Below are 24,721 nucleotides of genomic sequence, written 5' to 3'. Positions count from 1 at the left end.
AGACAACCGCATCCGGCCCGCGTCACCGCTTCATCGACAAGAGCGTTGGCGAACGCTCTGCCTATGCGACGCCCTTTCCCCGAACCGCGCCCGAAACGAAGGCGGCCACCGCCGGGCTTGTCGCCCGACGATGGCCGTCCTTGAGCTTTCGGCCGGCGCCCGCTTGATACGGGCACCGATTATCAGCCGACGGTACGCTCGCGGTGGCTGACTTCGAAGACTTCGAGGTGGTCGCCCGCCTTGATGTCGTTCGTGTCGGCCAGCACGACACCGCATTCCAGACCGGCGCGCACTTCGTCCACGTCGTCCTTGAAGCGGCGCAGCGAGGAGATCGTCGTGGCCGAAACGATGACGTCGTTGCGGGTGAGACGCGCGCTGAGACCCTTGCGGATGTAGCCTTCGACCACCAGCAGACCTGCCGCCTTGTCGCGCTTGCCGGCCGGGAAGACCTGCTTGACTTCGGCGCGGCCGACGACGGTTTCGATCCGCTCGGGACCCCAGATGCCGGCCATCTGCTTCGCGACCTCGGCGGTCAGCTCGTAGATGACGTCGTAGTACATCATCGGCGTCTTGGTCTTCTCGATCTGCTCGCGCGCCTTGGCGTTCGGGCGGACGTTGAAGCCCACGATCGGCGCGCCCGAGGCCGAAGCCAGGGCCACGTCGGTTTCGGTGATGGCACCGACGCCCGAGTGCAGGATGCGGACCTTGATCTCGTCGTTCGACAGGGCGTGAAGCGCCGAGTTGATCGCTTCGACCGAGCCCTGCACGTCCGCCTTGACCACCACCGGGTACTCGATGACGTTCTGCTTGGCAGCCAGTGCCGAGAACATCGTGTCGAGGCTGGCGGGCGCCGTGGCGGTGCGCTTGGCGGTCGCCTGTTCCTGACGGTAGGACGAGACCTCGCGGGCACGCTGTTCGCTTTCGACCACGGTCAGCAGGTCGCCGGCCATCGGCACGCCGCCGATACCGAGGACTTCGACCGGCATCGACGGCGGAGCCGCCTTCACCTGACGGCCCTTGTCGTCGAGCATCGCACGCACGCGGCCGCTCTCGGTGCCGACGACGAGGATGTCGCCGACCTTCAGGGTGCCGCGGTTGACCAGCACGGTCGCCAGCGGGCCCTTGCCCTTGTCGAGCTTGGCTTCGATCACGGTCGCCTCGGCCTCGCGGTCGGGGTTGGCCTTCAGCTCCATGAGTTCGGCCTGGAGCAGGATCTTCTCGATCAGTTCGTCCAGACCCTTGCCGGTCTTGGCCGAGATCTCGACGTCCTGCACGTCGCCCGACATCGCCTCGACGACGACCTCGTGCTCAAGCAGACGCTCGCGGACGCGCTGGGCGTTGGCTTCGTGCTTGTCGATCTTGTTGATCGCCACGATCATCGGCACGCCGGCGGCCTTGGTGTGATTGATGGCCTCGATCGTCTGCGGCATGATGCCGTCGTCGGCGGCGACCACCAGGATCACGATGTCCGTCACGTTGGCACCGCGCATACGCATCTGCGTGAAGGCGGCGTGGCCCGGCGTATCAAGGAAGGTGACGAGATCGCCGCCCTTGGTCTTGATCTGGTAGGCGCCCATGTGCTGCGTGATGCCGCCGGCTTCGCCCTTCACCACGTCGGTGCCGCGCAGGGCATCGAGCAGCGAGGTCTTGCCGTGGTCGACGTGGCCCATGATGGCGACGACGGGCGGACGCGACTTCAGGGTTTCGGGTGCATCGACGTCCACCGAGGTATCGATGTCGACATCGCTGTCCGAAACGCGCTGGATGTTGTGGCCGAATTCGGTGACGAGCAGTTCGGCGGTATCCTGGTCGATCGTCTGGTTGACGGTGACCATCATGCCCATCTTGAACATCGCCTTCACCAGGTCGGCGCCCTTTTCGGCCATGCGGTTCGCCAGTTCCTGCACGGTGATCGCCTCGGGAACGATCACGTCGCGGACCTGCTTTTCACGCTGCTGCGACTGGCCGCCGAAGTGCGCACGGCGTTCCTTCTCGCGGGCGCGCTTGAGCGCGGCGAGCGAACGGGCGCGGGCGCCCTCGTCGTCGTTCAGCGCACGGTTGACCGTGAGCTTGCCCGACTGACGGCGGTCGCCGCCCTTGCGGTCACGCTCAGGGGTGCTTCGCGGCGGCGGAGCGCTGGTCTTCTTGACGCCGGCAGGCGCCTTGGGCGCGGTGGAACCGCCGGTATTGGCGGCCGGCGCGGCGGGGCTTGCAGCAGCCGGAGCCGAGGCCGGAGCTGCCGGAGCGGCAGCGGGAGCCTCGGGCTTGCGCACCGGCTGAGGGCGCGCGACCGGAGTGAAGCGGCGCGGCGCGGGCGCCGGAGCGGCCACGGGTGCGGCCGGAGCCGGAGCCTTGGCGGCAGGCGCCTCGGTGGCGGGAGCCTTTGCGGGAGCCTCGGTGGCAGCTTCGGCAGCAGGCGCGGGCGTTTCGGCAACGGGTGCCGGAGCTTCCGGAGCAGCAGCCTCGGCGGGCGCTTCGGCCGGGGCTTCCGGGGCAGCGGCAGGCGCTTCCTGGGCAGCCTGAGCTTCGGCCGCGCGGGCAGCCTCTTCTTCCACGCGCTTGCTTTCCTGGGCGCGATTTTCTTCGGCGCGGCGCTTCTCTTCCTCGATGGCGCGCACCTTCTCTTCGTGCTCGCGACGATTCGCTTCCTCAAGCGCGGCGAGACGGGCTTCCTCGGCCTCGCGCTGAAGACGAGCGACTCGTTCCTGCGGAGTCTCGTTCGAGGGAATCGGGCGGCGCGGCGGAGCCGGCGGCGGCGCGGGGCGCTGCGGGGCAGGCTGCGGTGCGGCAGCCTGCGGCGCGGGCGCCTGCGGAGCCGGAGCGGCCTCGACGGCGCCCTCGGAACCGGACTTGCCGAGCACCTTGCGGCGCTTCACCTCGACCACCACCTTGTTGGTGCGGCCGTGGCTGAAGGTCTGCTTGACCTCACCGGCTTCCACGGAACGCTTAAGCCCCAATGGCTTGCGGCCCAGGGTCGGTTTGTTGTCGGTCTCGCTCATATCTCTCGTCGTGCCCTTCGATCTCAATTCGTCGCCGCCGGTGCAGCGCGATGCGCCGGTCCGGTGCCACCATCCATACCGTCCCCGTCCGCCTCGGCGCGGGGCTGCCCCTGGAAATGCAGAAGGCGCTGCAACTGCGCCGCGACTCGTTTGGCCGAGCCGCGATCGTTGAGCGCCAGGTGAACGACGTTGTCGCGGCCCAATGCCACAGACAGCGTCTCCCGGTCCAGAGGCAAGCGTGTGCCCTTGAGACCGCTTCCTTCCGCCTCGCTCCCGACTCTCCAGGCCTGGTCGAGCTTGCGCGAGCCGTCTTCGCTCGCATCGGCGGCATGGGCAAGCCAAGTGACCCGGCCCTCACGCGCGTTCTGCGCGATCCGGTCGGACCCCATGAGGAGCTTGCCCGATTTCAGTTCGAGGCCCAGCCGGTCGGTCAGGGCGCGGATCAGCGCCTGTTCGATCCTGTTGGCGAGGTCTTCGGGGATCGTGAGCGCGGCGCCTTTGTAGGCACGCGCCAGCGATCCCTTTAGTTTGCCCTTATCGAGCGAAATTTCAAGGTCCGAACGAGAAACGCCGATCCACGCGCCGCGCCCGGGGGCACGCGCGTGGATGTCGGGTAAGACCAATCCGTCCGGCGAGATCGCCAGACGGATGTAGTCTTCACGCGCACCGATCTCTCCGGAAAGGATACATTTCCTCTCCGGACCGGTGCCGTCGATGTCGGAGCTTACGCGCTCATTGCGAGGATTCCGCATCGGCGGCCTCCTCGGTTGCCGGTTCGTCTTCGAACCAGTGGGCGCGGGCTGCCATGATGATTTCGTTACCCTGTTCTTCGTTCAGGCCGTACTCGCCGAGCACGCCGCCCTTGTCTTCGTCGCGTCCGCGGCGATTCACCGAACCGTCGCGGCGACGCTGTTCCGAACGCTTCTTGGCGATCAGTTCGTCGGTGGCCAGATCGGCCAGGTCGTCGAGCGTCTTGATGCCCGCCTTGCCGAGAACCACCAGCATCGCCTCGTTGAGGTGCGGCAGTTCGGCCAGCGCATCTTCGACGCCAAGCGCGCGGCGCTCTTCGCGGCTCGCCTCTTCGCGGCGATCCAGCGCTTCCTGGGCACGGCTCTGGAGTTCCTCGGCGAGTTCCTCGTCGAAGCCCTCGATCGCGGCCAGTTCGTTCAGCTCGATATAGGCGACTTCTTCCAGCTCGCTGAAGCCTTCGGCCACCAGCAGCTGCGAAAGGGTCTCGTCGACGTCCAGCTCTTCCTCGAACATCTTCGAGCGCTCGGTGAATTCCTTCTGGCGCTTTTCCGAAGACTCGGCCTCGGTCATGATGTCGATCTGCGAGGCGGTCAGCTGCGAGGCAAGGCGCACGTTCTGGCCGCGGCGGCCGATCGCCAGCGAAAGCTGGTCATCGGGCACGACGACTTCGATGCGGCTCTCTTCCTCGTCGATGACGACGCGGCTGACGGTCGCGGGCTGGAGCGCGTTGACGACGAAAGTCGCGGTATCCTCGCTCCAGGGAATGATGTCGATCTTCTCGCCCTGCAGTTCCTGCACGACGGCCTGGACGCGGCTGCCCTTCATGCCGACGCAGGCGCCGACCGGGTCGATCGAGTGATCGTTGCTGATCACGCCGATCTTGGCGCGCGAGCCCGGATCGCGGGCAGCGGCCTTGATCTCGATCACGCCGTCGTAGATTTCGGGCACTTCCTGCGCGAAGAGCTTCTTCATGAAGTCCGGGTGCGCGCGGGAAAGGAAGATCTGCGGGCCGCGGTTCTGGCGCTCGACGCGCAGGACCAGCGCGCGGACGCGCTCGCCGACGCGGGCGGCTTCGCGGGGGATCTGCTGGTCGCGGCGGATCACGCCCTCGGCGCGGCCGAGGTTGACGATCACGTGGCCGAACTCGACCGACTTGATCACGCCGGTGATGACTTCACCCGCGCGGTCCTTGAATTCCTCGTACTGACGGTCGCGCTCGGCATCGCGGACCTTCTGGAAGATCACCTGCTTGGCTGACTGCGCGTCGATGCGACCGAGGTCCACCGGGGGCAGCGGGTCAACGATGAAGTCGCCGATCGCGGCGCCCTTCTGGAGCTTTTCGGCCTGCTTGAGGTCGACCTGCTTGAAGTAGTCCTCGACATGCTCGACCACTTCGACGACGCGCCACAGGCGCAGGTCGCCGGTGCGCGGGTCGAGCTTGGCGCGAATGTCGTTTTCCGCACCGTAACGGTTGCGGGCCGACTTCTGGATGGCTTCTTCCATCGCTTCGATGACGATCGACTTGTCGATCATCTTCTCCGAAGCGACGGAGTTCGCGATCGCGAGCAGCTCGGCGCGGTTGGCGGAAATCGCACTGGCCATGGCTTAGTCTTCCTGTTCCTCGACAATCTCGTCGGCCCCGCTGACATCCAGCGGGCGGGTTGCGGCGATCAGCTTGTCCGTGAGGACCAGCCTTGCGGAATGAATGATGCCCAGCGGGAAAGTCACCCGGCCGGACTTCTTGTCGTCTACCGTGACCTGGTCGCCGTCGATGCCGACGAGTTCGCCGGTCAGCCCCTTGCGGTTGCCGTCCACCGGCTCCGAGAGGTTCACCTTGACCTCGTGACCGGCCCAGTTGGCGTAGTCCTTGGGACGAGTCAGCGGACGGTCGATGCCCGGCGAGCTGACTTCGAGACGATAGGCTTCCTCGATCAGCACGTCGCCGGCTTCTTCAAGCGCGTCCATGCGATCGGAAATGCGGTGCGAGAGCTTCACGCACTCTTCGATCACGAGCTGACCGGTGGCCGGGTTCTCGGCCATGATCTGCAACGCGATCTCGTCGTCGCCGACTTCGCTCTTGCCGAAGATTCGCACGCGCACGAGATCAAATCCCAGGGCCTTGACCTCAGGTTCGATGACTTCGGTGATGCGTGCGATGTCGGCCAAGCCCAGTTCTCCGGTGCGTTTCGTGATGCTGCAAGCGACATTCGGTGCCACGCAGTTTCGCGCCGGCCCCTTCCGGCGCCAGCCCGAACCTTGTTTCACCAATGTCGGGATGAGGCGCAGATAAGCGCATCGCGGTTAAAATGCAAGAGAGGAGTCTGGCGCCGTGTTTGCCGCCGGGCAAAACGAGCCAAGCCCTTGCCCGGCACGCCTTCGGCATCATCAAAGGCTTGCGGCGGCCCCCACAAGGAAGCCCTTAAGGAAATCGAGCGGACGCCCGTTCCGGTCCAAAAGTCGGGTTGGACAAAAAAGCAGGCCGGGCGAGTGTTCGGGTGGGGGGGGGTGCTCGCCCGGCCTGCGTCCGGCGGCGGAAGAACCGCCTGCCGGTAAGTTTAGGAGTCACGTCACGCCGCGACTCAACAGCCCGGCCCGTCGCATGGAGACCGCGCTGCGTCCACCGACCACCAGGTGGTCGTGGAGCTCGATTCGCGAGGCTGCGCACAAGGCCGCAAGCCGCCGCGTGGCGATCACGTCCGCCCGACTGGGCTGCGGATCGCCGGAAGGATGGTTGTGCACGAGCACCAGGCCCACGGCCCGCTGTTCCAGCACACGTTTCAATACGGACCGGCAGCCCGCCCGGATCGCCGCTTCGCAACCCGTCGTGCAGGCCACCTGGCCGATCAGCCGCCCTTCGGCATCGAAGGGCAATTCCAGCATCACCTCGCGGCGCAGGCACCCGAGATGCATCACCAGGGTTTCGAGTACGCTCCGCGAGAGGGGCCGTACCCGAGTGCAACCCGGGACCAGTCCTGCCACGAGGGATCGCTGCCATGCCGCCGCCTGCGCCAGACATGCAGGATCGTACCGACCGCAATCGCCGAGAGCGCCAGGAACGTGGGCGTTCCCCGCATGACCGCGTAGACCGTCGGCGGGATTCCGATATCCGCCCACCGCGCGAAGTGCGCGCTCAGGCTGAGCAGCTGCAACGAGGTTGCCCATAGCGGCCATATCCTCCGGGCCTGAAGAGCGAGATAGCCGAACCCGGCCGTCCCCACGGCATCGGTCATGAGCGAAGAGGGATCGACACTCCTGAAACCGCTGGGCAGCAGGCTTTCTCCTCCCGCCTGGAGCAGGACCATCGCCAGGATGACCCCAGCCCCCCAGCGCTCTGGCGCGCCGCCCTGCCAGAAGGCAAGGGCGATCGCCACCGCGAGCAGCAGGAAGAAAGCAAGCTGTTCAACATTTCCCAAAGGCATATTCCACTTCGAACGGACTGCGTATCAGGCCGCCAGTTCGGCCAGCACTTCGTGCTCGTCCTCGGCCTTGTCCGGGCAGCGGATGGGAATATCCATGGTCTCGGCCAGCTTCGACAGGTCGCTGTGCGCCCGCACCAGTTCCGAGCGCGCTTCGATCAGGCTGCGCTGCATGGCCGCCACGCGGGCCATCGGCCGCTGGGTGCTATGGGCGTTCTCGACGATCGCAAGGCGACCGCGAGCGATCTCGACCATGAGTTCGCTGGCCTTGGCGAGAAGCTCATCCATGTCCTTCTCGACCGACTGAATGCTCCGGGTGATCCGCATTCCGACAATATCCGGTGTCATATTCGTCGCCTCCCACGGGGAAAATCCGAGATGAAGGCACTCGATGCTCGGTGGATCATGGCGACCTAGAGCAGTTTTCCCAACGTTTCCGCGATCGCCAGCGTGGCCGCAAGGGTCACCGCCATGATCAACGCCAGTACGAAAACCGCTCCTACGCGCCCTGCCCTTCCGAACTTCGCATCGAATGCCTCCAGGCCCGCCGGCTGTGCGACCCGGGTATCGAACCATTCCGGATGCCCGACCATGGGAGCCATGGGGCGGGCATCGGAAAGAACGAAGACCGGATCGACCGACAAGTCCTGGTCGCTCTCTTCCCCCTCATCCGGCCCGGCGTCGACACGGGAAAAGCCATATGTGGATTTGCCACATAGTTCGAGAAGCTGGCCGTAAAGGCGGGCCGTATCCTTGCGGTTTACGGTTCCCCACTTATCCCGCACGCCGTTGATGCGCTGATCGACGGTATTGGGGGCAATACCGAGTTCGCGGGCGATTTCCTTGGTGGTGCGATGCATCAGCAGCCGGTCGAGCACCTCGACCTGCTTGACCGTCAGGTTTTCCAACAGCTCTGTCGCCACGGAAGTGTCGGTTATTTCTCGCACATCGGCCCTCATTCGCGCCCGCCGTGCACTATAACGGCAAATCTCTCTAGGAGAAATTATAGAGAAAACCGCTCCGGAGGTTTCCCTAAGACCTCCTTAATCCTTATTGTTTACCGCTACTTGGCCGAAAAATCAGGCTGGAGGATCGCTTTCGGAACGCCGCCCGGTTTCCGAAAGGCGGTGTTTTTTCATACAATGGCGCAACTGGTCGTACGTCAGCCCGACCGCCCCGGCCGCACGCCGCTGGTTCCAGCGATGCCGGTCCAGCGCCTCGACGAGCAATTCGCGCTCGTAAGCCTCCACGGATTCGCGAAGCCCCTGTCCGGACGGCCGGGCCACCTCCGCCGGCACGGACGCGGCAACCGGAAGCGCGGCCACCGGCGCGGGCGCCGACGCGGATGGGGCGCGTTCCGGTGCGGCCGATACCGCTGCCGTCTTCCACGGACTTTCGAAGGGATCGAAGACGATCTCGGCGATCGCGTCATATTCGTTGGCCCAGCGATAGACCGCCCGCTCCACGACATTGCGCAACTCGCGCACGTTGCCCGGCCAGTCATGCGCGTCCAGCACCGCCATCGCCTCGGCAGAGAAGCCCGGCCAGCTATCCCATTCCAGTTCCGTCGCCATGCGCCGCCCGTAATAGTCGGCCAGTTCGAAAACATCCCCCTCTCGCGCGCGCAGCGGCGGCAGATTGATGACCTCGAAACTGAGGCGATCGAGCAGGTCGGCACGGAAAGTGCCCTCCTCCGCCATGCGCGGCAGGTCGGCATTGGTGGCGGCGACCACCCGGACATCGACCTGGACCGGGCGCGAGGCGCCGATCCGCGCGATCTCGCCATATTCGATCGCGCGGAGCAGCCTTTCCTGCGCCGCCATCGACAGGGTGCCAAGCTCGTCGAGAAACAGCGTACCCCGGTCCGCCTCCTCGAAACGCCCTGCCCGCGCCCGCACCGCGCCGGTGAAGGCTCCGGCCTCGTGGCCGAACAGTTCGGCCTCGATCAGGGTTTCCGGCAAGGCGGCGCAGTTCATGGTGATGAGCGGCTCGCCCCAGCGCGGCGACAGGTGGTGAAGCCGCTGGGCGATCAGTTCCTTGCCGGTCCCACGCTCGCCGATGACCAGCACCGGGCGCCGCACCGCAGCCGCGCGACTGGCGCGCTCCACCGCATCGAGGAAAGCGGTGGACTGACCGATGAACTGAACATCTCTCTCCATTCCCAAATATTAGCGAATTTTCCCATTCATTGGCAATTCATCTTTTTCGCACCGCGCCTTCAAACCTCTGAAATCGCGGAAATCCGCGCCTTTCTGAAATTGGCACGCCCTTTGCGAAGCTATGGGCAAATTCACGAGATCCGACAGAGGAACACCAAGATGTCCTTCCAGAACGCCAGCATCGTAGCCAGCCATCAGAGCAAGCAGCCGGCCCATGGTCGCGAACGCAGCAAGCTCGACTGGGCGATCATCGCCGCCGTGCTCGCGATGGGCACGCTGAACCTCTTCGCGATGAGCGACCGGATCGCCCCCCCCGCCCATGCGGCGCCGGTCTGCGGAGCGCCGCTCCAGTGAGCAGGCTCGACGCCGAAATCGAAATCCTGCAAGGATCGGCGCAGGACACCCCGGCCTTTCAGCCCCCCCACTTCCAGGCTGGCAGCACCCGCCCGTTCGACACCGGGGCTTCCCGCTTCAGCCCGGCCCGCAAGTTCAATCCCACCTCGATAAAAGGAAATGCCAGGATGGGTATCTTCTCCCGCACGCGCGACATCATCGCCGCCAACTTCAACGACATGTTGGACAAGGCCGAAGATCCCGGCAAGATGATCCGCCTCATCATCCTGGAGATGGAGGAAACCCTGGTCGAAGTGCGCACCAGCAGCGCGCGCACCATCGCCGACCAGAAGGAACTGCGCCGTCACGTCGGCAAGCTGGACCAGCTTCAGCACGACTGGGGCGACAAGGCCCAGCTCGCGCTGAGCAAGGACCGCGAGGACCTGGCCCGCGCCGCCCTGCTCGAAAAGAAGAAGGCCGCCGACATGGCCGAGCAGCTTCGCACCGAGATCGCCGTGCTCGACGATGCCCTGCGCGCTTACGAAGAGGACATCGAGAAGCTCCAGAACCGCCTGCGCGAGGCCCGCAGCCGCCAGTCCTCGATCGCCGCTCGCTTGCAGAGCGCCGAGAATCGCGTCAAGCTGCGCACCCTGCTGTCGAGCGAGCGCGTGGACGAAGCCCTGGTGCGCTTCGACCAGCTCGAACGGCGCGTCGACTATGCCGAAGGCCGTGCCGAGGCGATGAGCCTGGGCGACAGCCGCCAGCCGACGCTCGCCGAGGAAATCGCCGCGCTCCAGGACGGCGACACGATCGATGCCGAACTGGCCGAGATGAAGCGCGCCATGAGCGCGGGCAAGGGTACGGCGGAATAACGGCGGCGCACCTGAAATCCCGGCAGGTGCATGCAGCCCGCGAAGGGCCATGACCGGGAATGCGGGTCCCAGCGACCCGAACCAGCGTCATAACGGGAAGCCCGGCTTCGTTCCGGGCCTCCCCAGGGAAAGGGAAAAACCAGTGTCACGCGGACAATTCTATCTCGACAAGTCGAACGCCAAGCTCGCCGGGGTCTGCTCGGGCATTGCCGACTACACCGGGGTCGATACGCTCTGGGTACGCATCGCGGCCGTGCTGCTCACCTTCTTCGTCTCCTTCGTGACGATCCCGATCTACATCGCGGTCGCCCTGATGGCGGACAAGCGGCCGATGAGCCTCTACAGCGAAGCCGAGGAAGAGCGCCTGCTGCGCCGCATGGAACGCCGCAGGAACCGCCAGGGCTATGGCCTCATGCGTTCGGCACCGAACCGCTCGGGCCGTCTGCGCAGCGAACTCTCGGACATCGACCGCCGCGTCGCCGAGATGGAAGCGCACTACACCAGCAGCAATTCACGCCTCGCCGCCGAAATCGACAGCCTGCGCTAAACCGCAGGCCCCGAAGACGAACAACGGGTAACAGGGACACACCCAAGATGGACTCGCACACTCTCGCCCTCCTCATTCCGCTGGCCCCCTTCATGATCGCGGGCTTCGCGATCTGGACGCGGCACCAGCGCCGGATGGCCGAACTCCAGGTGACGGCGACCGCCGAGAAGGCCGCGCAGTACGCCTCTCACTCCCGCGAACTCGAAGAGCGCGTGCGGGTGCTGGAACGGATCATCACCGACGGCGGCTACAACACCGCCCTCCAGATCGAGGCGCTTCGCGACACCCGCGATGTGGAAGCCGAGGAACAGGCGAAGGAAACCCGCCAGTGAGCTTCGGGGACTTCATGGGGCTGACCGCAGTGATGGGCGCGATGATCGCGATCGTCGCCATCCTCGCCGGGGTCTACAAGCGCCGCCTCGCCTTCCTCGAACGCAAGCTGGAGATCGCAGCGGGCCAGACGGCCGAGAAAGCGGCGCAATACGCCACGCACAACGCCGGGATCGAGAACCGCCTGCGCGCGCTTGAAACCATCATCACCGACGGCGCCTGGGACACCGCGCGCCAGATCGAATCGCTGCGCGCCGCCGATGGCGAGCCGCGCGCGAACTGAACGGGGGGCCGACATGGACTACGCAACGCTCGAAGTGCTCTCGCCGGTACTGGTCACCGCCACGGCGCTGGGCATCGGCGGCTGGATCTTCAACAACTGGCTGCGCATGCGCCACGGCTATCCGCTGGAGAATTCGTGGGGCAAGGCCGTCTACCCCAAGGACAACGAGGCGCAGGCGCGCGTGCAACTGCTCACCCAGGAGAACGCCCAGCTTCGCGCCGAGATCGGTTCGATCAAGGACCGCCTCGCCAGCGTGGAGCGGATTGTCACCGACCAGGGTTATGATGTAGCCCGCCAGATCGAAGGCCTGCGGGAAGCCCGCAACGGGATCGGCCATGAGGTGACGCAATGAGTTTCTGGACCGCCGTAGTCGTCATTTTCGCGATCGCCTCGATCACCTGGCTGCGCGCGCAGAAAATTCGCGGCGAAAAGCCGGGCTTCCGCCTGGAAGGTCACAGCGAGCGCGAGCACGAACTGGAAAGCGAAGTCGAGAACTTGCGCAAGCGCATCGCCGTGCTCGAACGCATCGCCACCGACGACCGCCGCGAAAAGGACCTCGCGCGCGAGATCGACGCCCTGCGCGACTGATCCTCCCCGAACCGGGGAGGGGGACCATGCGCAGCATGGTGGAGGGGCACTCTCGCATTACATGAGATGAGGGAAGGCGGCCTGCCCCGCTCCGGGCATACGCTACCCGCGTTACGGAAGCCGCCTGTGCCCCTCCACCACCCTGCAGGTGGTCCCCCTCCCCCGGTGGGGGAGGAACTTACGGCACCTTGGCATCCAGTTCCGCCAGCCATACCGCTGCGCTGGCATCGGAGGGGGCGCGCCAGTCGCCGCGCGGGCTGAGTGCGCCGCCCGACGAAACCTTCGGCCCGTTCGGCACCGCAGAGCGCTTGAACTGGCTGAAGGCGAAGAAGCGGCGCAGGAACTTCTCCAGCCAGGAACGGATCGTGGCGAGGTCGTATGCGTTCTTGCGCTCTTCCGGGAAACCGGCGGGCCACGATCCCGCCGCCGCCTCGCGCCAGGCGTGGAGCGCCAGGAACGCCACCTTCGACGGCTTCTGACCGAAACGCACGATATGGTGCAGGAAGAAGTCGTTCAGCTCGTAAGGTCCGATCTTCGCCTCGGTGCTCTGGATCGCGCCGTCCGCCCCGGCGGGGACGAGTTCGGGCGAGATCTCGGTGCCGAGGATGGCGAGCAGCACCTCCTCGGTCTCGGTGCTGAACTGGTCGGTCGTCGCGCACCAGCGGATCAGGTACTGGATCAGCGTCTTGGGCACGCCGGCGTTGACCGTGTAGTGGCTCATCTGGTCGCCGACGCCGTAAGTGCACCAGCCGAGCGCCAGTTCGGACAAGTCGCCGGTGCCGATCACGAAGCCGTCGTGCTGGTTGGCCAGACGGAACAGGTAATCGGTGCGCAGGCCCGCCTGCACATTCTCGAAGGTCACGTCATAGACGGGCTCTCCGTTCGAGAAGGCATGGCCGATGTTCTGGAGCATCGTCGTCGCCGTGGGGCGGATGTCGATCTCTTCGGCGGTAATGCCGACGGCGTTCATCAGCTTCCAGGCGTTGGACTTGGTGCCCTCGCTGGTGGCGAAACCGGGCATCGTGTAGCCGCGAATGAACGTGCGCGGCAGGCCCAGCCGGTCACAGGCACGGGCAGCGACGATCAGGGCCTGGGTCGAATCGAGTCCGCCCGAAATGCCGATCACCATCGACTTGGCGGCCGTAGCCTCGATGCGGCGCATCAGGCCGTCGACCTGGATGTTGAACGCCTCGTAGCAGTCGGCATCGAGCTTGTCGGCGCGCGAGGGCACGAAGGGGAAGCGCGAGACCGGGCGGATCAGGCCGATGTCGCCGCCCGCCGGGGCGTGGCGGAAGCGCACGGTGCGGAAAGTCTCGTCGGGATTGCCCGCCACTTCGGCGGCGTCGTTGAACGTCGGCACGCGCATGCGGTCCATGACGATGCGGTCGACATCGACGTCGGCGATGCAGAGTTCCGCCTCCAGCGAGAAGCGCTCGCTTTCGGCCAGCAGGTCGCCCAGTTCGTAGACGATGCCCTGCCCGTCCCACGCGAGATCGGTCGTGCTCTCGCCGTGACCCGCCGCCGAGTAGATGTAGGCCGCCGTCGCACGCGCCGACTGCGAGCGGCACAGCAGATGCCGCTCGTCCGACTTGCCGATGACGATGTTGGAGGCGGAGAGGTTGCACAGGATCGTCGCCCCGGCGAGCGCGCCGTGCGAGCTGGGCGGGGTGGCCGCCCAGATATCCTCGCAGATCTCGATGAAGAAGCGGAAGTTCGGCAGCACTTCGGAGGCGAAGACCAGATCGACGCCGAAAGGCACCTCCTGCCCGTTCACGCGGATGGACTGGTCCGTGATCGTCTTGCCGCTGGCGAACCAGCGCTTCTCGTAGAACTCGCGGTAGTTGGGCAGGTAAGACTTGGGCACCACGCCCAGCAGCCGCCCATGCGCGATGGCGAGCGCGCAGTTGTAGAGCCGCCCCTTGTGCGGCAGCGCCGCGCCGATCAGCAGCACGGGGGAGAGATCGGCGCTGGCGTGGACGATTTCGACCACGGCAGCTTCCACCGCCTCGATCATCGCCGCCTGCAAGTGCAGGTCGTCGATCGCGTAGGAGGAGAGGCACAGCTCGGGGAAGACCAGCAGGTCGACATGCGCCTCATGCGCGCGCCGCGCCTCGGCCAGCACGGCGTCGCGATTGAAGGCGACATCGGCGGTGCGGACCTTGGGCGTGGAGGTGGCAACGCGCACGAAGCCGTGTTCGTGCATGGCGAAAAAGGGATGTGCACTCATGGACAATTCCCTGACAGGATCGGAAGCGAGAGGCAACTTCCCCTTGCCCTCCCCCGCGCCGCGCTTAAATGGCAGGTCATGCGCAGCCTCGACGACATCCGCGAAGAATACGAGTTTTCCGAAGGCGATGAACGCTATCGCCTGCTGATCGGCCTTGGCGCCGAACTCGATCCCATGCCCGACGCGCTGAAGACGGACGCCACCAAGGTGCGCGGCTGCTCGGCCAGCGTCTGGGTCTACCCGATGGCGCGTGAGGACGGCACGCTGCACTTCCTGGCGGACAGCAACGCGGCGATCACCAAGGGCATCGTCTCGCTGGTGATCTCCGCCGTGCAGGACAAGCCCGCCGCCGAAGTCGCGCAGACCGACATCGCTGCCGCGCTGGAGCCGTTCGACCTAAAGAACCAGCTCTCGTCCAACCGCACGCAGGGCGTACCGAACATGATCGCGCTGATCCGCGAGACGGCGGCGCGCTATGCGCAAGACGCAGGAAGCGCGGGAACCGCATGAAGAACGCCAGCCGCCCTCTCTGGCTGGCGGCGGGACTGTTCTTCGTCGCCCTGGGCACGATCGGCGTCTTCCTGCCGGTGATGCCCACTGTGGTATTCTACCTGCTGGCCGCCTGGTGCTTCGGCAAGAGCCACCCCGAATGGGCGGAGCGGCTCTACAACCACCCCACCCACGGCCGCCACTTGCGGGACTGGCGAGACCGGCGGGCGATCAGCCGCAAGGGCAAGGTCTCCGCGATCCTGGCCATGACGGGTTCGATCCCGTTCACGTGGTTCACGGCGGGCTGGCCCTGGGTTCTGATCCCGGTCGGCGTGCTCGTGGTGATCGGCCCGTGGATCTGGACGCGGGCGGAGTAGCGCGCGCTCAGCGCTCCTCCACGGCCTCGCGCAGCACGGCGATGCCCTGCTCGCGCTGACGGCGCAGTTCCTGCTTCAGCACCGCCGGATCGCGGGCAACCACGAAGCCGAAGCTCACCCCGCCCTCCTTGCCGATCGTCGCGTGATGGAGCTTGTGCGCCTGCACCAGCCGCTTCGCATAGCCGCGCTTGGGCACCCATTTGAAATAGCGCTGGTGGACGAGGCCGTCGTGGATCAGCGTGTAGATCACGCCGTAGAGCAGCACGCCCAGCCCGATCCAGGTCCCCGGCTCCCAGGCCTGCGCGCCCATGACCAGCGGCGATCCCACGGCGAACATCGAGATGCTGATCGCCGCGCCGACCAGCGCGTAGAGGTCGTTCTTCTCCAGCAGGTTGTCGTGCGGCTCGTGATGGTCGCGGTGCCAGGCCCAGCCGAAGCCGTGCATCACATACTTGTGGCTGGCCCAGGCGATGAATTCCATCGCGGCGGCGGCAGCGATCACGATCAGGGCGGCAGACAGGAAGGACATGGCCCGCCTTCTAGACCTTCACGGCTGGAATGTCAGGTGCCGGAATGTCAGGTTGAGGCAAGATCGGGAATGCAGATGCAGCCGCGACGACGCGGGGTGGTACACGGCTGCCCTGCATTCCTCTTATCTTTCAGGCGCCCTCTCCCGTCGGGTCGCAGGACAGGCTCTACAGATTTCGCCATGCGACACTTAGTTACAAATGCCGACAGGACTGTGACCTCTGAGTCTTCTCCCGTTCATGTTCACCCTCCTAAATCTGAATGCACGGAACAAACGCCGGTAACGAGAAGGAAAAGTCCCATGCGCAAGATTGCCCGTTTCATCGCTCCCGCCCTGGTCGCCACGCTCGGTCTCTCGGCCATCGCACCGGGCATCGCCGAAGCCGCCGCACCGCATCACCAGGCCGCCCGCATCACGCCCAATCGTGAAGCGAAGATTCGCACCGAGATCGCCGGCCTGCGCGGCCAGATCGATCGCGCCGCCGCCCGCCGCACGATCAGCCAGCGCGAAGCCCAGGGCCTGCGCAACGATGCGGCGCAGATCCAGCGCCTCCACACCGCCTATGCCCGCGGCGGCCTGACCCCGCGCGAGGTCCAGACGCTCCAGGCCAAGATCGACCGCGTCCATGCCGCGCTGCGCGCCGAGCGTAACGACCGCAACGGCCACCGCCGTTGAGCTGTCGCCGCTGATAGCCAGAAGCCACGGTTGACCGCATAGCGAATAATGTTGCGCGAAAAGGCGCGCCGGTTCCCCTTGAATTGCGGGGCCGGCGCGCCTAATCGCGCTTTCACCATGACCATGAACCCGCGCACCCTCTACCAGAAGATCTGGGACGCCCACGTCGTCGACACGCGCGACGACGGAACCAGCCTCATCTATATCGACCGTCACCTCGTGCACGAAGTGACGAGCCCGCAGGCCTTCGAAAGCCTACGCGTGGCCGGTCGTCCGGTGCGCCGTCCCGATCTTACCCTCGCGGTTCCCGACCACAACCTGCCGACCACGGCGCGCAAGGATGCCGCAGGGCACGTCCTGCCCATCGCCGATCCCGAAAGCGCCCAGCAGCTGGCCGCGCTGAAGAAGAATGCGCCCGAATTCGGCATCCGCTACATCGACGCCACCGATGCCGAGCAGGGCATCGTCCACGTCGTCGGCCCCGAGCAGGGCTTCTCGCTGCCCGGCGCGACGATCGTCTGCGGCGACAGCCATACTGCGTGCCACGGCGGCATCGGCGCGCTGGCCTTCGGCATCGGCACCAGCGAGGTCGAGCACGTGCTCGCCACCCAGACCCTGATGCTCAAGCAGTCGAAGAGCTTCGAAGTGCGGGTCGACGGCAAGCTGGGCACCGGGATCACCCCCAAGGACGTGGTCCTGCACATCATCGGCGAGATCGGCACCGCCGGCGGCACCGGTTATGTGATCGAGTTCCGCGGCAACGTCTTCGAGGAAATGTCCGTCGAAGGCCGCCTGACCGTCTGCAACATGGCGATCGAAGGCGGCGCCCGCGCCGGCCTGATCGCTCCGGACGAAACGACCTTCGCCTATGTCGAGGGCCGTCCCTACGCGCCGCAGGGCGAGGACTGGGACAAGGCCGTGGCCTGGTGGAAGAGCCTCGCCACCGATGCGGGCGCGACGTTCGACAAGACCGTCTCGATCCGCGCCGAGGATATCCAGCCGACCGTCACCTGGGGCACCAGCCCCGAGGATACTTCGGCGATCGGCGGCGTGGTTCCCGCTCCGGAAGACTTCGCCGACGCCTCCAAGCGTGATGCCGTCAAGGTCAGCCTCGACTACATGGGCCTGACGCCCGGCACGAAGCTGACCGAAGTGGAAGTGCAGAACGTCTTCATCGGCTCGTGCACCAACAGCCGCATCGAGGACATCCGCGCCGCCGCCGAAGTGCTCAAGGGCCGCCACAAGGCCGAGAACGTCAAGTGGGCGATCGTCGTCCCCGGCTCGGGCCTGGTCAAGGCGCAGGCCGAGGCCGAGGGTCTCGACAAGATCATCATCGCCGCGGGCCTCGAATGGCGCGAACCGGGCTGCTCGGCCTGCCTCGCGATGAACCCCGACAAGGTTCCGGCGGGCGAGCGCTGCGCCTCGACCAGCAACCGCAACTTCACCGGGCGCCAGGGGCCCGGCAGCCGCACCCACCTGATGAGCCCCGCCATGGCCGCCGCCGCCGCGGTGACCGGCAGGCTCACCGATGTCCGCGAACTGGTAGGATAAGCAAGACATGTCGAACGATTCGGAAAACAACCTGGCCGGCAAGGCCGCTCTCGCTGCCGGTGCCGCCATCGGTTCCGCCGCGATCGCCGCGGCGATGCTCTTCGTGAAGCGCCGCAAGGCCCGCCAGAGCGAAAAGCCGCTGCACCCCGAACAGGCTCCCGAGACCGATTGATGAAGGCGATCTCCCACGTTGCCGGACGGGCCATCCCGTTCGGCCGCAAGAACGTCGATACCGACGTCATCATCCCGGCGCACTGGCTCAAGACCATCACCCGCGAAGGCCTCGGCAAGGGCGCTTTCGAGGCGGTTAAGAAGGAACCCGGCAACGTGTTCGAGAACCCCGAGTTCTCGGGCGCGCCGATCCTGATCGCGGGCGACAACTTCGGCTGCGGCTCCAGCCGCGAACATGCCGCCTGGGCCCTGCTCGACATGGGCGTGACCAGCGTGATCGCGCCGAGCTTCTCGGACATCTTCTCCGGCAATGCCTTCAAGAACGGTATCCTCACCGTGGCGCTGCCGCAGGAAGCGATCGACCGGCTGATGGAAGTCGCGCAGACCGACCCGATCGACATCGACCTGGAGACCCAGACCGTCACCACGCGGTTCCAGGATCGCTATTCCTTCGAGATCGATCCCTTCCGCAAGCACTGCCTGCTGGGCGGTCTCGACGAAGTGGGCCTGACCATGGCGCAGGACGATGCGATCGCCGCCCATGAAGCCAAGGCGCGCGACGCTCTGCCGTTCCTGGCGAAGACGCCCGCGACCATCTGAAATCGCCACCCGTCCCGGACACGATCCGGGGCGGGTGCACAAAACGGCATTGCCCCCGCCCGCTTCGCCCCCTATCGGCAGGGTGAAGTGCTATTCCCGAGGGTATCCGATGACGAGTTTCCAGGATCGCGAGCGCGCCGAAGAAGCGAAGTTCGTGCATGATGCCGACACCCAGTTCCGCATCCAGGCACGGCGCAACCGCTTGCTGGGCGAATGGGCTGCCGCGCGCATGGGGCTCTCTCACGCCGAAACCGAAGCCTATGCCAAGGCCGTCGTCCAGGCCGACTTCGAGGAAGCCGGCGACGAGGACGTGATCCGCAAGCTGCTCGGCGACCTCATCGCCGCCGGCGTCGATGCCTCCGAACCCGAGATCCGCGCCGCGCTGGAAGCCAAGCAGGTCGAAGCCCGCCGCGCTTTCCTCGGCTGAATTCAAGGAACTGTTCCCATGGCCATGCCAGCCAGTGAAATCGAAGAGATGATCCGCGCCGCCCTGCCGGATGCAACGGTGGAGATCACCGATCTTGCCGGAGACGGCGACCACTATGCCGCGCGCGTCACCAGCGCCGCCTTCGCGGGCAAGCCCCGCGTCGCCCAGCACAAGATGGTCTACGAAGCGCTGGGCGGCCGCATGGGCGGCGTGCTCCACGCCTTGCAACTCACCACCGCCGTCCCCAAGTGATGTCGGCACAGTCTGAAGGTTTAACTGAAATGTCCGACGCCAACGCCCGTATCGACGAGATTGTAAAGAACAACGACATCGTCCTGTTCATGAAGGGCACCCCGCTGTTCCCGCAGTGCGGCTTTTCCAGCCGCGCTATCGCGATCCTCGAACAGCTCGGCGCGCCTTACGAGAGCGTCGACGTGCTTCAGGACATGGACATCCGCCAGGGCATCAAGGCCTATTCGGATTGGCCGACGATCCCGCAGCTCTACGTGAAGGGCGAATTCGTCGGCGGCAGCGACATCATGATGGAGATGTACGAAGCCGGCGAACTGCACCAGCTGTTCATCGATACCGGTCTCGCCACCCAGGGCTAAGCCCTTGGGGCTGAACCGCCCGATCGAATGACATGCGAAAAGGCGTCCGCGGGAAACCTCGGGCGCTTTTTCGTATGGAGGCAAGGTTGCCCGGCGGCTCGGGAGAGACGGGGCCGGGAGACTTTCGGCCCCGTCTCGGTCGAGACTGCTCTCGGGGTACGTTATCCTATAAGCACGAGCCGTGCCATTCGCGGAAATCCGCGATTTCCGGAGACGGGCCAAGCCACCCCAAGGCCAGACTGTAAAGTCTGCCGACAGCCGCGATACCTCGCGGCATAACCGCGTCTCGTCACAATTCCGCTTGCCTCTCCCGCCACGAACCGCAAACTCGCGGCCATGACCCCCTACCCGCCCAGCAACGAGCCGATGCCGACGGACGGCCCCAAGGTGATCCCCGCAGCGACTCTCGTGATCTTCCGCAACGCGGCGGATGGCGGGCCTCCGGAACTGCTGATGGTCCAGCGCGCCCGCGAGATGCGCTTTGCGGGCGGCGCGGCGGTCTTCCCCGGCGGGCGCGTCGATCCCGCCGACCGCGAGCTTGCCGCCGCGCTGCTCCCCGAAGAACCGATCGAACTGGCGGCCGCCCACATCGCCGCGATTCGCGAGACGCTGGAGGAGACCGGCCTGATGGTCGCGACCCACTATCCGGTCAGCGCCGCCGAAGCCGCCGAAGGCCGCCTGCTGCTGCTCGAACGCGGCGCACTCGCGCCGGTGCTGGACCAATTCGGCTGGGCTCTCGCGCCTGAACGCCTCGCCCTCTATGCCCATTGGTGTCCGCCCTGGGACAAAGGCTTCGATACCCGCTTCTTCGTGACCGACCTCGGTACCGGCGCTGTCGACGTGACGGTGGATGCCACCGAGAACACCCGCCTGTTCTGGACCTCTGCCGCCGCGGCGCTGGATATGGCTGGTCGCGGAGAGATCGCGGTGATCTTCCCCACGCGCCGCAATCTTGAGCGCCTCGCCCGCTTCGCCAGCCATGCAGAAACTCTGGCCGATATCGAACGTCACCCGGTCGAGCGCATCCACGCCACTCTCGAAACGGTGGACGGCGTGGAGTGGCTGACGATTCCGGACGGCCACGGCTATCCGGTGCTCGGGCAACCCAGAACGAGCGCCGAACGGGGCTGAACTATCCTACCGCGCGCCGCTCGGGCGTGAACGTGGTATGGAGCCGCACCAGATGATCCACCACGGGTCCATAGAGCGGGCGATCGAACTCGATACCGGCGCAATCAGCGCTGATCCAACGGACGATGCCGGTCAGCCCTTCGAGCGTCTGCGGGCGAATCACCACGCGCATCCCGACGCCGAGCAGCAGGCCGGTGGTCCGCACGCAGCAGCCTTCGGCGGTGATGTCCGAAATCTCGCCCTGGTCGCGCAGCCCGTTGGCGGTTCGGCACTGCGCCGCCAGCGAAACCGGATGCCGTCTGGATCGACGCGGAAGGAAGGGGCGGTTCATGCGCCGATCATGAGGCAAACCGGTTGACCAACCTTTAACCGTCTCGCCATTCTCAGGCCGTCGCCCGTTCGCCGAGCTTTTCCTCGTGATCCCGCCCCTGCGCCGCGAGCCTGCGGGCCAGCACCGCGCAGACCATCAGCTGGATCTGGTGGAAGAACATCAGCGGCAGGATGATCGCACCGACTTGCGCCGCCGGGAACAGCACGCCCGCCAGCGGCACGCCGGTTGCCAGGCTCTTCTTCGAACCGCAGAACAGGATCACGATGCGGTCCTCATGGCTGAACCCCAGCATCCGGCCCATCACATTGCCGATCACCATGATCGCCGCCAGCACCGCCAGCGAAAGCGCCGCGATCAGCGCCAGCTCGCCAAGCGTCACCTTGTGCCACAGGCCTTCGAGCACGGCGGCCCCGAAGGCGGTATAGACCACCAGCAGGATCGAGCCGCGATCGGTATAGCCGAGCACTTTCTTGTGACGATGGACGAAACCGCCGATCCACGGCCGCAGCAGGTGTCCGGCCACGAACGGCAGCAGCAACTGCACCGAGATCGAGATGATCGGGCCGGTCGAGAAGCCCTGCGTCTTGCCGGTAATGAACAGGGCCGTCAGCACGGGAGTGATGAAGATACCGGCGAGGTTGGAGAACGAGGCGCTGCACACCGCCGCCGCGACGTTCCCTCCGGCGATCGCGGTGAAGGCGATCGAGGATTGGACCGTCGAAGGCAACAGGGTCAGGAACAGCACCCCGGTCGCCAGCGAAGGTTCGAGCCCTGGAATCGCCCGCACGCCAAGGCCCAGGATCGGAAAGATCACGAAGGTCAGGCAGGCGACCGTCAGGTGCAGCTTCCAGGCCCGCGCCCCGTCGAGGATCGCCTCGCGAGAGAGCTTGGCACCGTGGAGGAAGAACAGCAGCGCGATGGCCGCATCGGCCACCCCGCCCGCGACCCCGGCCCATATCCCCCGCGCCGGCAGGACCGAGGCGAGGCCCACGGTCGCGAGCAGCAGCAGCAGGTAAGGATCGATGTTCAGGCGAGCGAGCAGGCGGTTCATGCCGCCCTGTCTAAGGCCTCGGAGCGAAGAGCAAAAGCCCCCGGATCGCGCTGCGGGCGCACAAAATCTTGAAGCGTGGCGCGCACTTGCAGCAGCGTTCGAACCGTTCCTTCGCCGCAGGGCCATCATCCCCGACGGAAGGACCGGATCATCCCGCCGCCAGCATTGCCTTGGCAACGCCTTCGCTGCTGGCCGGGTTCTGGCCGGTAATCAGGCGCCCGTCCTCGACGACGAAGGGCGCCCAATCGGCGCCTTTCTCGTACAGACCGCCAAGCGCCTTGAACTCGTCCTCGACCAGGAACGGCACCACATCCGTCAGTCCGACGCCTTCTTCCTCGCCATTGGTGAAGCCCGTGACCCGCCGACCTGCCACCAGCGGCTTGCCATCGGCCGCCTTGACGTGGCGAAGCACGCCGGGCGCATGACACACGAAGCCGGTGATCTTTCCGGCGCGCTCGAAAGCCTCGATAAGGGCGATCGACACTTCGGATTCGGCAAGGTCCCACAAGGGCCCGTGTCCGCCGGGATAGAAGACGGCATCGAAGTCTTCCGCACGAACTTCGTCCAGCTTTACGGTGTTGGCGAGCACGGCCTGCGCGTCGGCATCGGCACTGAACCGCCGGGTCAGCTCGGTCTGAAATTCGGGAAGGTCGCTCTTGGGATCGAGCGGCGGCTGGCCACCGGCCGGTGAGGCGACCTCGATTTCGGCCCCGGCATCCTTGAACGTATAGTAAGGTGCCGCGAATTCCTCCAGCCAGAAGCCGGTCTTCCGGCCGGTGTCGCCAAGGGCATCGTGCGATGTCAGGACGATCAGTACTTTCATAAGCGCTCTCCTGCTCTGGTCGTGGGATATTCCGCGGCGCCCGCTTTCCACCAGACAAAAAAGCAAAAGGCCGCAATCACCGCCGGGATAGTGCCAGTTCGAACCGGGATAGAGAAGAGTGTCCTTCGACAGAACGTCTGGCCCGATTTCACGGGAAATTTAGCGTGTTTGTCACGCGTAGCGACACTTGAATGGCCCGAAGTTTAAGTTTGGGGCATTAGACTGGCCCGACGTTGGAAAAATCGCGGAATTCCGCCGCTCCGGATTTGCAATTCCGTCGATTGGGGGCAGAGCCGCAAGGACGATATAATCCCAGCCGTAGTGCCCGAACGGGCGATCTGTTACAAACTGGTGGAATGGTAGGCGAGTTTACGCCGAATTGGTGGAGCACCCTGTGGGTATCGGCTACTACGACCCCGTCGAGAGAATGGCGGAAAAAGCCCGCGCTCGAGCGGCTCTGGACGAAGCGCTCGCTTCTGGCCGCCTTTCCCCGGCTGAGGCCAACCGACAGAATTTCCTGTTCGCTGGTGTCGATTTTTCGAAAGCCCGTATCCTGATCAAGGATCCGCCTCCTGAATTGTGATCGGCATTTGCTATGACCATGCTGCAAGTGCCGGTCCATCCCGGCGAAAACCTCAAATACGAATTCCTCAACACGATGGGCATGAGCGCTGGGAAGTTTGCCAAGCATATAAATGTGTCGCGGATCTCATGAATCCCCTCATTCAAATGATCCCGAAAGTCCGTTTGAGGAGCTGATGGTCGCGGATAAGGTTTTCGAACTGTAGGATGAGAGGGCGTAGTCTTTCGTCGGGCATGTTGGGGATCAGTTGATAGTACATCACGCCCTGTCGGAAGAGTGAATGTACACGCCGCGATGTCGTGCTGGTGCGCAGATGGCGGTCGTAGCCGATGGCCTCGCCGGCGGCGCCGAGCACGGTGAGGAGCACGATGGCGAGAGCGGCGATCAACCACAGCCTGTCGCGCCGAGCGGGGGTGGAGACGCGGGTTGCCGACATGCCCATCCCGAACCGCCAATCCTTGGCATCGCGAAACGAGCACTCGATGCCCCAGCGCCGCGCGTAGAGATCAATGAGGGTCTTGGCCGTCACCGTGGTCAGGCTGGTCGCGAGGCACCACGGCTCTTTCATGTCCTTGGCGTGGACGCACACGACCGCCCCGACCGGGCAGCCTCGCGCCGTGACTGTCGCCTCGCGCAGCAGCCTCGCACGTCCCGAGGGGCCGATCCACTCCTTCGCCGGACGGCTCTCGCCGGCGGCCGTCACCTTGATGTTGCCGCGAAAGCGGATGACATAGTCGAAGTGCAGCTCGTCCTTGAGGACGCCGTAGAGCTTGGCGTCGCCAAAGCCGCGATCGGCGACGAGCAGCACCTTCACTTCTATCGGCAAAAGCTCGGCAAGCCGGGTAACGATCCAATATTCATAGTGATT

Annotated in this window: 33 protein-coding genes; 18 read left to right on the top strand and 15 right to left on the bottom strand. The window is 65.5% G+C overall.

Annotation, left to right across the window (positions count from 1 at the left end):
• Positions 1-182 precede the first annotated feature (182 nt).
• The 9 genes from infB to pspF all read right to left on the bottom strand — a co-directional run bounded on the left by infB (position 183) and on the right by pspF (position 9,324).
• Positions 183-2,999, bottom strand: coding sequence for a translation initiation factor IF-2 (gene infB / locus V7066_RS17890; protein WP_334184341.1), 2,817 nt, complete (start codon positions 2,997-2,999; stop codon positions 183-185).
• 23 nt (positions 3,000-3,022) lie between these two features.
• Positions 3,023-3,751, bottom strand: a complete 729-nt coding sequence (locus tag V7066_RS17885; RefSeq protein ID WP_334184340.1) for a DUF448 domain-containing protein — start codon at positions 3,749-3,751, stop codon at positions 3,023-3,025.
• Positions 3,732-5,351 (bottom strand): transcription termination factor NusA, encoded by a 1,620-nt coding sequence (nusA, locus tag V7066_RS17880; RefSeq protein ID WP_334184339.1) that lies wholly within the window; start codon positions 5,349-5,351, stop codon positions 3,732-3,734. Before nusA ends, V7066_RS17885 begins: the two co-directional genes overlap by 20 nt.
• Before the next feature lie 3 nt (positions 5,352-5,354).
• Positions 5,355-5,915, bottom strand: a complete 561-nt coding sequence (rimP, locus tag V7066_RS17875) for a ribosome maturation protein RimP (RefSeq protein ID WP_334184338.1) — start codon at positions 5,913-5,915, stop codon at positions 5,355-5,357.
• Between the two features lie 396 nt (positions 5,916-6,311).
• Positions 6,312-6,659, bottom strand: a complete 348-nt coding sequence (locus tag V7066_RS17870) for a JAB domain-containing protein (RefSeq protein WP_334184416.1) — start codon at positions 6,657-6,659, stop codon at positions 6,312-6,314.
• Positions 6,659-7,162 carry a hypothetical protein gene (locus V7066_RS17865; protein WP_334184337.1) on the bottom strand — a complete coding sequence of 168 codons (504 nt, stop codon included), beginning with the start codon at positions 7,160-7,162 and terminating at the stop codon, positions 6,659-6,661. Before V7066_RS17865 ends, V7066_RS17870 begins: the two co-directional genes overlap by 1 nt.
• Positions 7,163-7,192: 30 nt before the next feature.
• The gene (locus V7066_RS17860) at positions 7,193-7,513 is read right to left on the bottom strand and encodes a hypothetical protein (RefSeq protein WP_334184336.1); all 321 of its coding nucleotides are present in this window, start codon (positions 7,511-7,513) and stop codon (positions 7,193-7,195) included.
• A gap of 65 nt (positions 7,514-7,578) precedes the next feature.
• Positions 7,579-8,112, bottom strand: a complete 534-nt coding sequence (locus V7066_RS17855; protein WP_334184335.1) for a helix-turn-helix transcriptional regulator — start codon at positions 8,110-8,112, stop codon at positions 7,579-7,581.
• A gap of 132 nt (positions 8,113-8,244) precedes the next feature.
• Positions 8,245-9,324: a phage shock protein operon transcriptional activator gene (gene pspF / locus V7066_RS17850; RefSeq protein WP_334184334.1), complete on the bottom strand. Its 1,080-nt coding sequence runs from the start codon at positions 9,322-9,324 to the stop codon at positions 8,245-8,247.
• A gap of 159 nt (positions 9,325-9,483) precedes the next feature.
• Between pspF and V7066_RS17845 the strand changes: the two genes are divergently transcribed.
• The 7 genes from V7066_RS17845 to V7066_RS17815 all read left to right on the top strand — a co-directional run bounded on the left by V7066_RS17845 (position 9,484) and on the right by V7066_RS17815 (position 12,277).
• The gene (locus tag V7066_RS17845; RefSeq protein WP_334184333.1) at positions 9,484-9,678 is read left to right on the top strand and encodes a hypothetical protein; all 195 of its coding nucleotides are present in this window, start codon (positions 9,484-9,486) and stop codon (positions 9,676-9,678) included.
• On the top strand, positions 9,675-10,529 hold the full coding sequence (gene pspA, locus V7066_RS17840) for a phage shock protein PspA (RefSeq protein ID WP_334184332.1): 855 nt from the start codon (positions 9,675-9,677) through the stop codon (positions 10,527-10,529). The genes V7066_RS17845 and pspA overlap by 4 nt, the downstream gene beginning before the upstream one ends.
• 142 nt (positions 10,530-10,671) lie before the next feature.
• Complete coding sequence (locus tag V7066_RS17835) at positions 10,672-11,076, top strand: PspC domain-containing protein (RefSeq protein WP_334184331.1); 405 nt, start codon at positions 10,672-10,674, stop codon at positions 11,074-11,076.
• A gap of 47 nt (positions 11,077-11,123) precedes the next feature.
• The gene (locus V7066_RS17830) at positions 11,124-11,408 is read left to right on the top strand and encodes a hypothetical protein (RefSeq protein WP_334184330.1); all 285 of its coding nucleotides are present in this window, start codon (positions 11,124-11,126) and stop codon (positions 11,406-11,408) included.
• Positions 11,405-11,689, top strand: a complete 285-nt coding sequence (locus V7066_RS17825) for a hypothetical protein (RefSeq protein ID WP_334184329.1) — start codon at positions 11,405-11,407, stop codon at positions 11,687-11,689. Before V7066_RS17830 ends, V7066_RS17825 begins: the two co-directional genes overlap by 4 nt.
• Positions 11,690-11,702: 13 nt before the next feature.
• Entirely contained in the window at positions 11,703-12,041 is a 339-nt protein-coding gene (locus tag V7066_RS17820; RefSeq protein ID WP_334184328.1) for a hypothetical protein, read from the top strand.
• On the top strand, positions 12,038-12,277 hold the full coding sequence (locus V7066_RS17815) for a hypothetical protein (protein WP_334184327.1): 240 nt from the start codon (positions 12,038-12,040) through the stop codon (positions 12,275-12,277). The genes V7066_RS17820 and V7066_RS17815 overlap by 4 nt, the downstream gene beginning before the upstream one ends.
• Positions 12,278-12,455: 178 nt before the next feature.
• Here V7066_RS17815 and V7066_RS17810 read toward each other — a convergent pair whose 3' ends face one another.
• A complete protein-coding gene (locus V7066_RS17810; protein ID WP_334184326.1) occupies positions 12,456-14,504 on the bottom strand; it encodes an NAD(+) synthase in 2,049 nt (682 codons plus the stop codon).
• Positions 14,505-14,582: 78 nt separating this feature from the next.
• Between V7066_RS17810 and V7066_RS17805 the strand changes: the two genes are divergently transcribed.
• Positions 14,583-15,014 carry a SufE family protein gene (locus V7066_RS17805; protein ID WP_334184325.1) on the top strand — a complete coding sequence of 144 codons (432 nt, stop codon included), beginning with the start codon at positions 14,583-14,585 and terminating at the stop codon, positions 15,012-15,014.
• On the top strand, positions 15,011-15,370 hold the full coding sequence (locus V7066_RS17800; protein WP_334184324.1) for a YbaN family protein: 360 nt from the start codon (positions 15,011-15,013) through the stop codon (positions 15,368-15,370). The genes V7066_RS17805 and V7066_RS17800 overlap by 4 nt, the downstream gene beginning before the upstream one ends.
• Before the next feature lie 7 nt (positions 15,371-15,377).
• Here V7066_RS17800 and V7066_RS17795 read toward each other — a convergent pair whose 3' ends face one another.
• The gene (locus tag V7066_RS17795) at positions 15,378-15,899 is read right to left on the bottom strand and encodes a sterol desaturase family protein (RefSeq protein WP_334184323.1); all 522 of its coding nucleotides are present in this window, start codon (positions 15,897-15,899) and stop codon (positions 15,378-15,380) included.
• A 300-nt stretch (positions 15,900-16,199) separates the two neighbouring features.
• Here V7066_RS17795 and V7066_RS17790 point away from each other — a divergent pair, with 300 nt between their 5' ends.
• The 8 genes from V7066_RS17790 to V7066_RS17755 all read left to right on the top strand — a co-directional run bounded on the left by V7066_RS17790 (position 16,200) and on the right by V7066_RS17755 (position 21,065).
• Positions 16,200-16,574 carry a hypothetical protein gene (locus V7066_RS17790; RefSeq protein WP_334184322.1) on the top strand — a complete coding sequence of 125 codons (375 nt, stop codon included), beginning with the start codon at positions 16,200-16,202 and terminating at the stop codon, positions 16,572-16,574.
• Positions 16,575-16,691: 117 nt separating this feature from the next.
• Entirely contained in the window at positions 16,692-18,125 is a 1,434-nt protein-coding gene (gene leuC, locus V7066_RS17785; protein ID WP_334184321.1) for a 3-isopropylmalate dehydratase large subunit, read from the top strand.
• Positions 18,126-18,132: 7 nt separating this feature from the next.
• On the top strand, positions 18,133-18,297 hold the full coding sequence (locus V7066_RS17780; protein WP_334184320.1) for a hypothetical protein: 165 nt from the start codon (positions 18,133-18,135) through the stop codon (positions 18,295-18,297).
• Entirely contained in the window at positions 18,297-18,896 is a 600-nt protein-coding gene (gene leuD / locus V7066_RS17775) for a 3-isopropylmalate dehydratase small subunit (RefSeq protein WP_334184319.1), read from the top strand. Before V7066_RS17780 ends, leuD begins: the two co-directional genes overlap by 1 nt.
• Before the next feature lie 109 nt (positions 18,897-19,005).
• Complete coding sequence (locus V7066_RS17770) at positions 19,006-19,323, top strand: DUF1476 domain-containing protein (RefSeq protein WP_334184318.1); 318 nt, start codon at positions 19,006-19,008, stop codon at positions 19,321-19,323.
• Positions 19,324-19,341: 18 nt separating this feature from the next.
• Positions 19,342-19,575, top strand: coding sequence for a BolA family transcriptional regulator (locus V7066_RS17765; RefSeq protein ID WP_334184317.1), 234 nt, complete (start codon positions 19,342-19,344; stop codon positions 19,573-19,575).
• A 29-nt stretch (positions 19,576-19,604) separates the two neighbouring features.
• On the top strand, positions 19,605-19,934 hold the full coding sequence (gene grxD / locus V7066_RS17760; RefSeq protein ID WP_147219469.1) for a Grx4 family monothiol glutaredoxin: 330 nt from the start codon (positions 19,605-19,607) through the stop codon (positions 19,932-19,934).
• Positions 19,935-20,270: 336 nt separating this feature from the next.
• A complete protein-coding gene (locus tag V7066_RS17755) occupies positions 20,271-21,065 on the top strand; it encodes an NUDIX hydrolase (protein WP_334184316.1) in 795 nt (264 codons plus the stop codon).
• Position 21,066: 1 nt separating this feature from the next.
• Here V7066_RS17755 and V7066_RS17750 read toward each other — a convergent pair whose 3' ends face one another.
• The 3 genes from V7066_RS17750 to V7066_RS17740 all read right to left on the bottom strand — a co-directional run bounded on the left by V7066_RS17750 (position 21,067) and on the right by V7066_RS17740 (position 23,270).
• Positions 21,067-21,396, bottom strand: coding sequence for a PilZ domain-containing protein (locus V7066_RS17750; protein WP_334184315.1), 330 nt, complete (start codon positions 21,394-21,396; stop codon positions 21,067-21,069).
• 52 nt (positions 21,397-21,448) lie between these two features.
• Positions 21,449-22,447 carry a bile acid:sodium symporter family protein gene (locus V7066_RS17745; protein WP_334184314.1) on the bottom strand — a complete coding sequence of 333 codons (999 nt, stop codon included), beginning with the start codon at positions 22,445-22,447 and terminating at the stop codon, positions 21,449-21,451.
• A 148-nt stretch (positions 22,448-22,595) separates the two neighbouring features.
• On the bottom strand, positions 22,596-23,270 hold the full coding sequence (locus tag V7066_RS17740) for a type 1 glutamine amidotransferase domain-containing protein (protein ID WP_334184313.1): 675 nt from the start codon (positions 23,268-23,270) through the stop codon (positions 22,596-22,598).
• 394 nt (positions 23,271-23,664) lie between these two features.
• On the opposite strand from V7066_RS17740, the gene V7066_RS17735 reads away from it, so the two are divergent.
• On the top strand, positions 23,665-23,853 hold the full coding sequence (locus tag V7066_RS17735) for a hypothetical protein (RefSeq protein ID WP_334184312.1): 189 nt from the start codon (positions 23,665-23,667) through the stop codon (positions 23,851-23,853).
• A 142-nt stretch (positions 23,854-23,995) separates the two neighbouring features.
• Here V7066_RS17735 and V7066_RS17730 read toward each other — a convergent pair.
• On the bottom strand, positions 23,996-24,721 hold a 726-nt coding region (locus V7066_RS17730; protein ID WP_334184311.1), incomplete at its 5' end, for an IS4 family transposase.

Source organism: Novosphingobium sp. (genome assembly GCF_036820275.1).
Classification (GTDB): Bacteria; Pseudomonadota; Alphaproteobacteria; order Sphingomonadales; family Sphingomonadaceae; genus Novosphingobium.
Note: the sequence above shows the minus strand (reverse complement) of the source record. Positions and strands in the feature narration are given on the sequence as shown.

Excerpts from the sequence above, each read along its gene's own strand:
- infB (WP_334184341.1), bottom strand. The coding sequence starts at position 2,999 with ATGAGCGAGACCGACAACAAACCGACCCTGGGCCGCAAGCCATTGGGG.
- V7066_RS17885 (WP_334184340.1), bottom strand. The coding sequence starts at position 3,751 with ATGCGGAATCCTCGCAATGAGCGCGTAAGCTCCGACATCGACGGCACC.
- nusA (WP_334184339.1), bottom strand. The coding sequence starts at position 5,351 with ATGGCCAGTGCGATTTCCGCCAACCGCGCCGAGCTGCTCGCGATCGCG.
- V7066_RS17870 (WP_334184416.1), bottom strand. The coding sequence starts at position 6,659 with ATGCATCTCGGGTGCCTGCGCCGCGAGGTGATGCTGGAATTGCCCTTC.
- V7066_RS17860 (WP_334184336.1), bottom strand. The coding sequence starts at position 7,513 with ATGACACCGGATATTGTCGGAATGCGGATCACCCGGAGCATTCAGTCG.
- pspF (WP_334184334.1), bottom strand. The coding sequence starts at position 9,324 with ATGGAGAGAGATGTTCAGTTCATCGGTCAGTCCACCGCTTTCCTCGAT.
- V7066_RS17845 (WP_334184333.1), top strand. The coding sequence starts at position 9,484 with ATGTCCTTCCAGAACGCCAGCATCGTAGCCAGCCATCAGAGCAAGCAG.
- V7066_RS17830 (WP_334184330.1), top strand. The coding sequence starts at position 11,124 with ATGGACTCGCACACTCTCGCCCTCCTCATTCCGCTGGCCCCCTTCATG.
- V7066_RS17820 (WP_334184328.1), top strand. The coding sequence starts at position 11,703 with ATGGACTACGCAACGCTCGAAGTGCTCTCGCCGGTACTGGTCACCGCC.
- V7066_RS17815 (WP_334184327.1), top strand. The coding sequence starts at position 12,038 with ATGAGTTTCTGGACCGCCGTAGTCGTCATTTTCGCGATCGCCTCGATC.
- V7066_RS17810 (WP_334184326.1), bottom strand. The coding sequence starts at position 14,504 with ATGAGTGCACATCCCTTTTTCGCCATGCACGAACACGGCTTCGTGCGC.
- V7066_RS17805 (WP_334184325.1), top strand. The coding sequence starts at position 14,583 with ATGCGCAGCCTCGACGACATCCGCGAAGAATACGAGTTTTCCGAAGGC.
- V7066_RS17800 (WP_334184324.1), top strand. The coding sequence starts at position 15,011 with ATGAAGAACGCCAGCCGCCCTCTCTGGCTGGCGGCGGGACTGTTCTTC.
- V7066_RS17795 (WP_334184323.1), bottom strand. The coding sequence starts at position 15,899 with ATGTCCTTCCTGTCTGCCGCCCTGATCGTGATCGCTGCCGCCGCCGCG.
- V7066_RS17790 (WP_334184322.1), top strand. The coding sequence starts at position 16,200 with ATGCGCAAGATTGCCCGTTTCATCGCTCCCGCCCTGGTCGCCACGCTC.
- leuC (WP_334184321.1), top strand. The coding sequence starts at position 16,692 with ATGACCATGAACCCGCGCACCCTCTACCAGAAGATCTGGGACGCCCAC.
- V7066_RS17780 (WP_334184320.1), top strand. The coding sequence starts at position 18,133 with ATGTCGAACGATTCGGAAAACAACCTGGCCGGCAAGGCCGCTCTCGCT.
- leuD (WP_334184319.1), top strand. The coding sequence starts at position 18,297 with ATGAAGGCGATCTCCCACGTTGCCGGACGGGCCATCCCGTTCGGCCGC.
- V7066_RS17770 (WP_334184318.1), top strand. The coding sequence starts at position 19,006 with ATGACGAGTTTCCAGGATCGCGAGCGCGCCGAAGAAGCGAAGTTCGTG.
- V7066_RS17765 (WP_334184317.1), top strand. The coding sequence starts at position 19,342 with ATGGCCATGCCAGCCAGTGAAATCGAAGAGATGATCCGCGCCGCCCTG.
- grxD (WP_147219469.1), top strand. The coding sequence starts at position 19,605 with ATGTCCGACGCCAACGCCCGTATCGACGAGATTGTAAAGAACAACGAC.
- V7066_RS17755 (WP_334184316.1), top strand. The coding sequence starts at position 20,271 with ATGACCCCCTACCCGCCCAGCAACGAGCCGATGCCGACGGACGGCCCC.
- V7066_RS17750 (WP_334184315.1), bottom strand. The coding sequence starts at position 21,396 with ATGAACCGCCCCTTCCTTCCGCGTCGATCCAGACGGCATCCGGTTTCG.
- V7066_RS17745 (WP_334184314.1), bottom strand. The coding sequence starts at position 22,447 with ATGAACCGCCTGCTCGCTCGCCTGAACATCGATCCTTACCTGCTGCTG.
- V7066_RS17740 (WP_334184313.1), bottom strand. The coding sequence starts at position 23,270 with ATGAAAGTACTGATCGTCCTGACATCGCACGATGCCCTTGGCGACACC.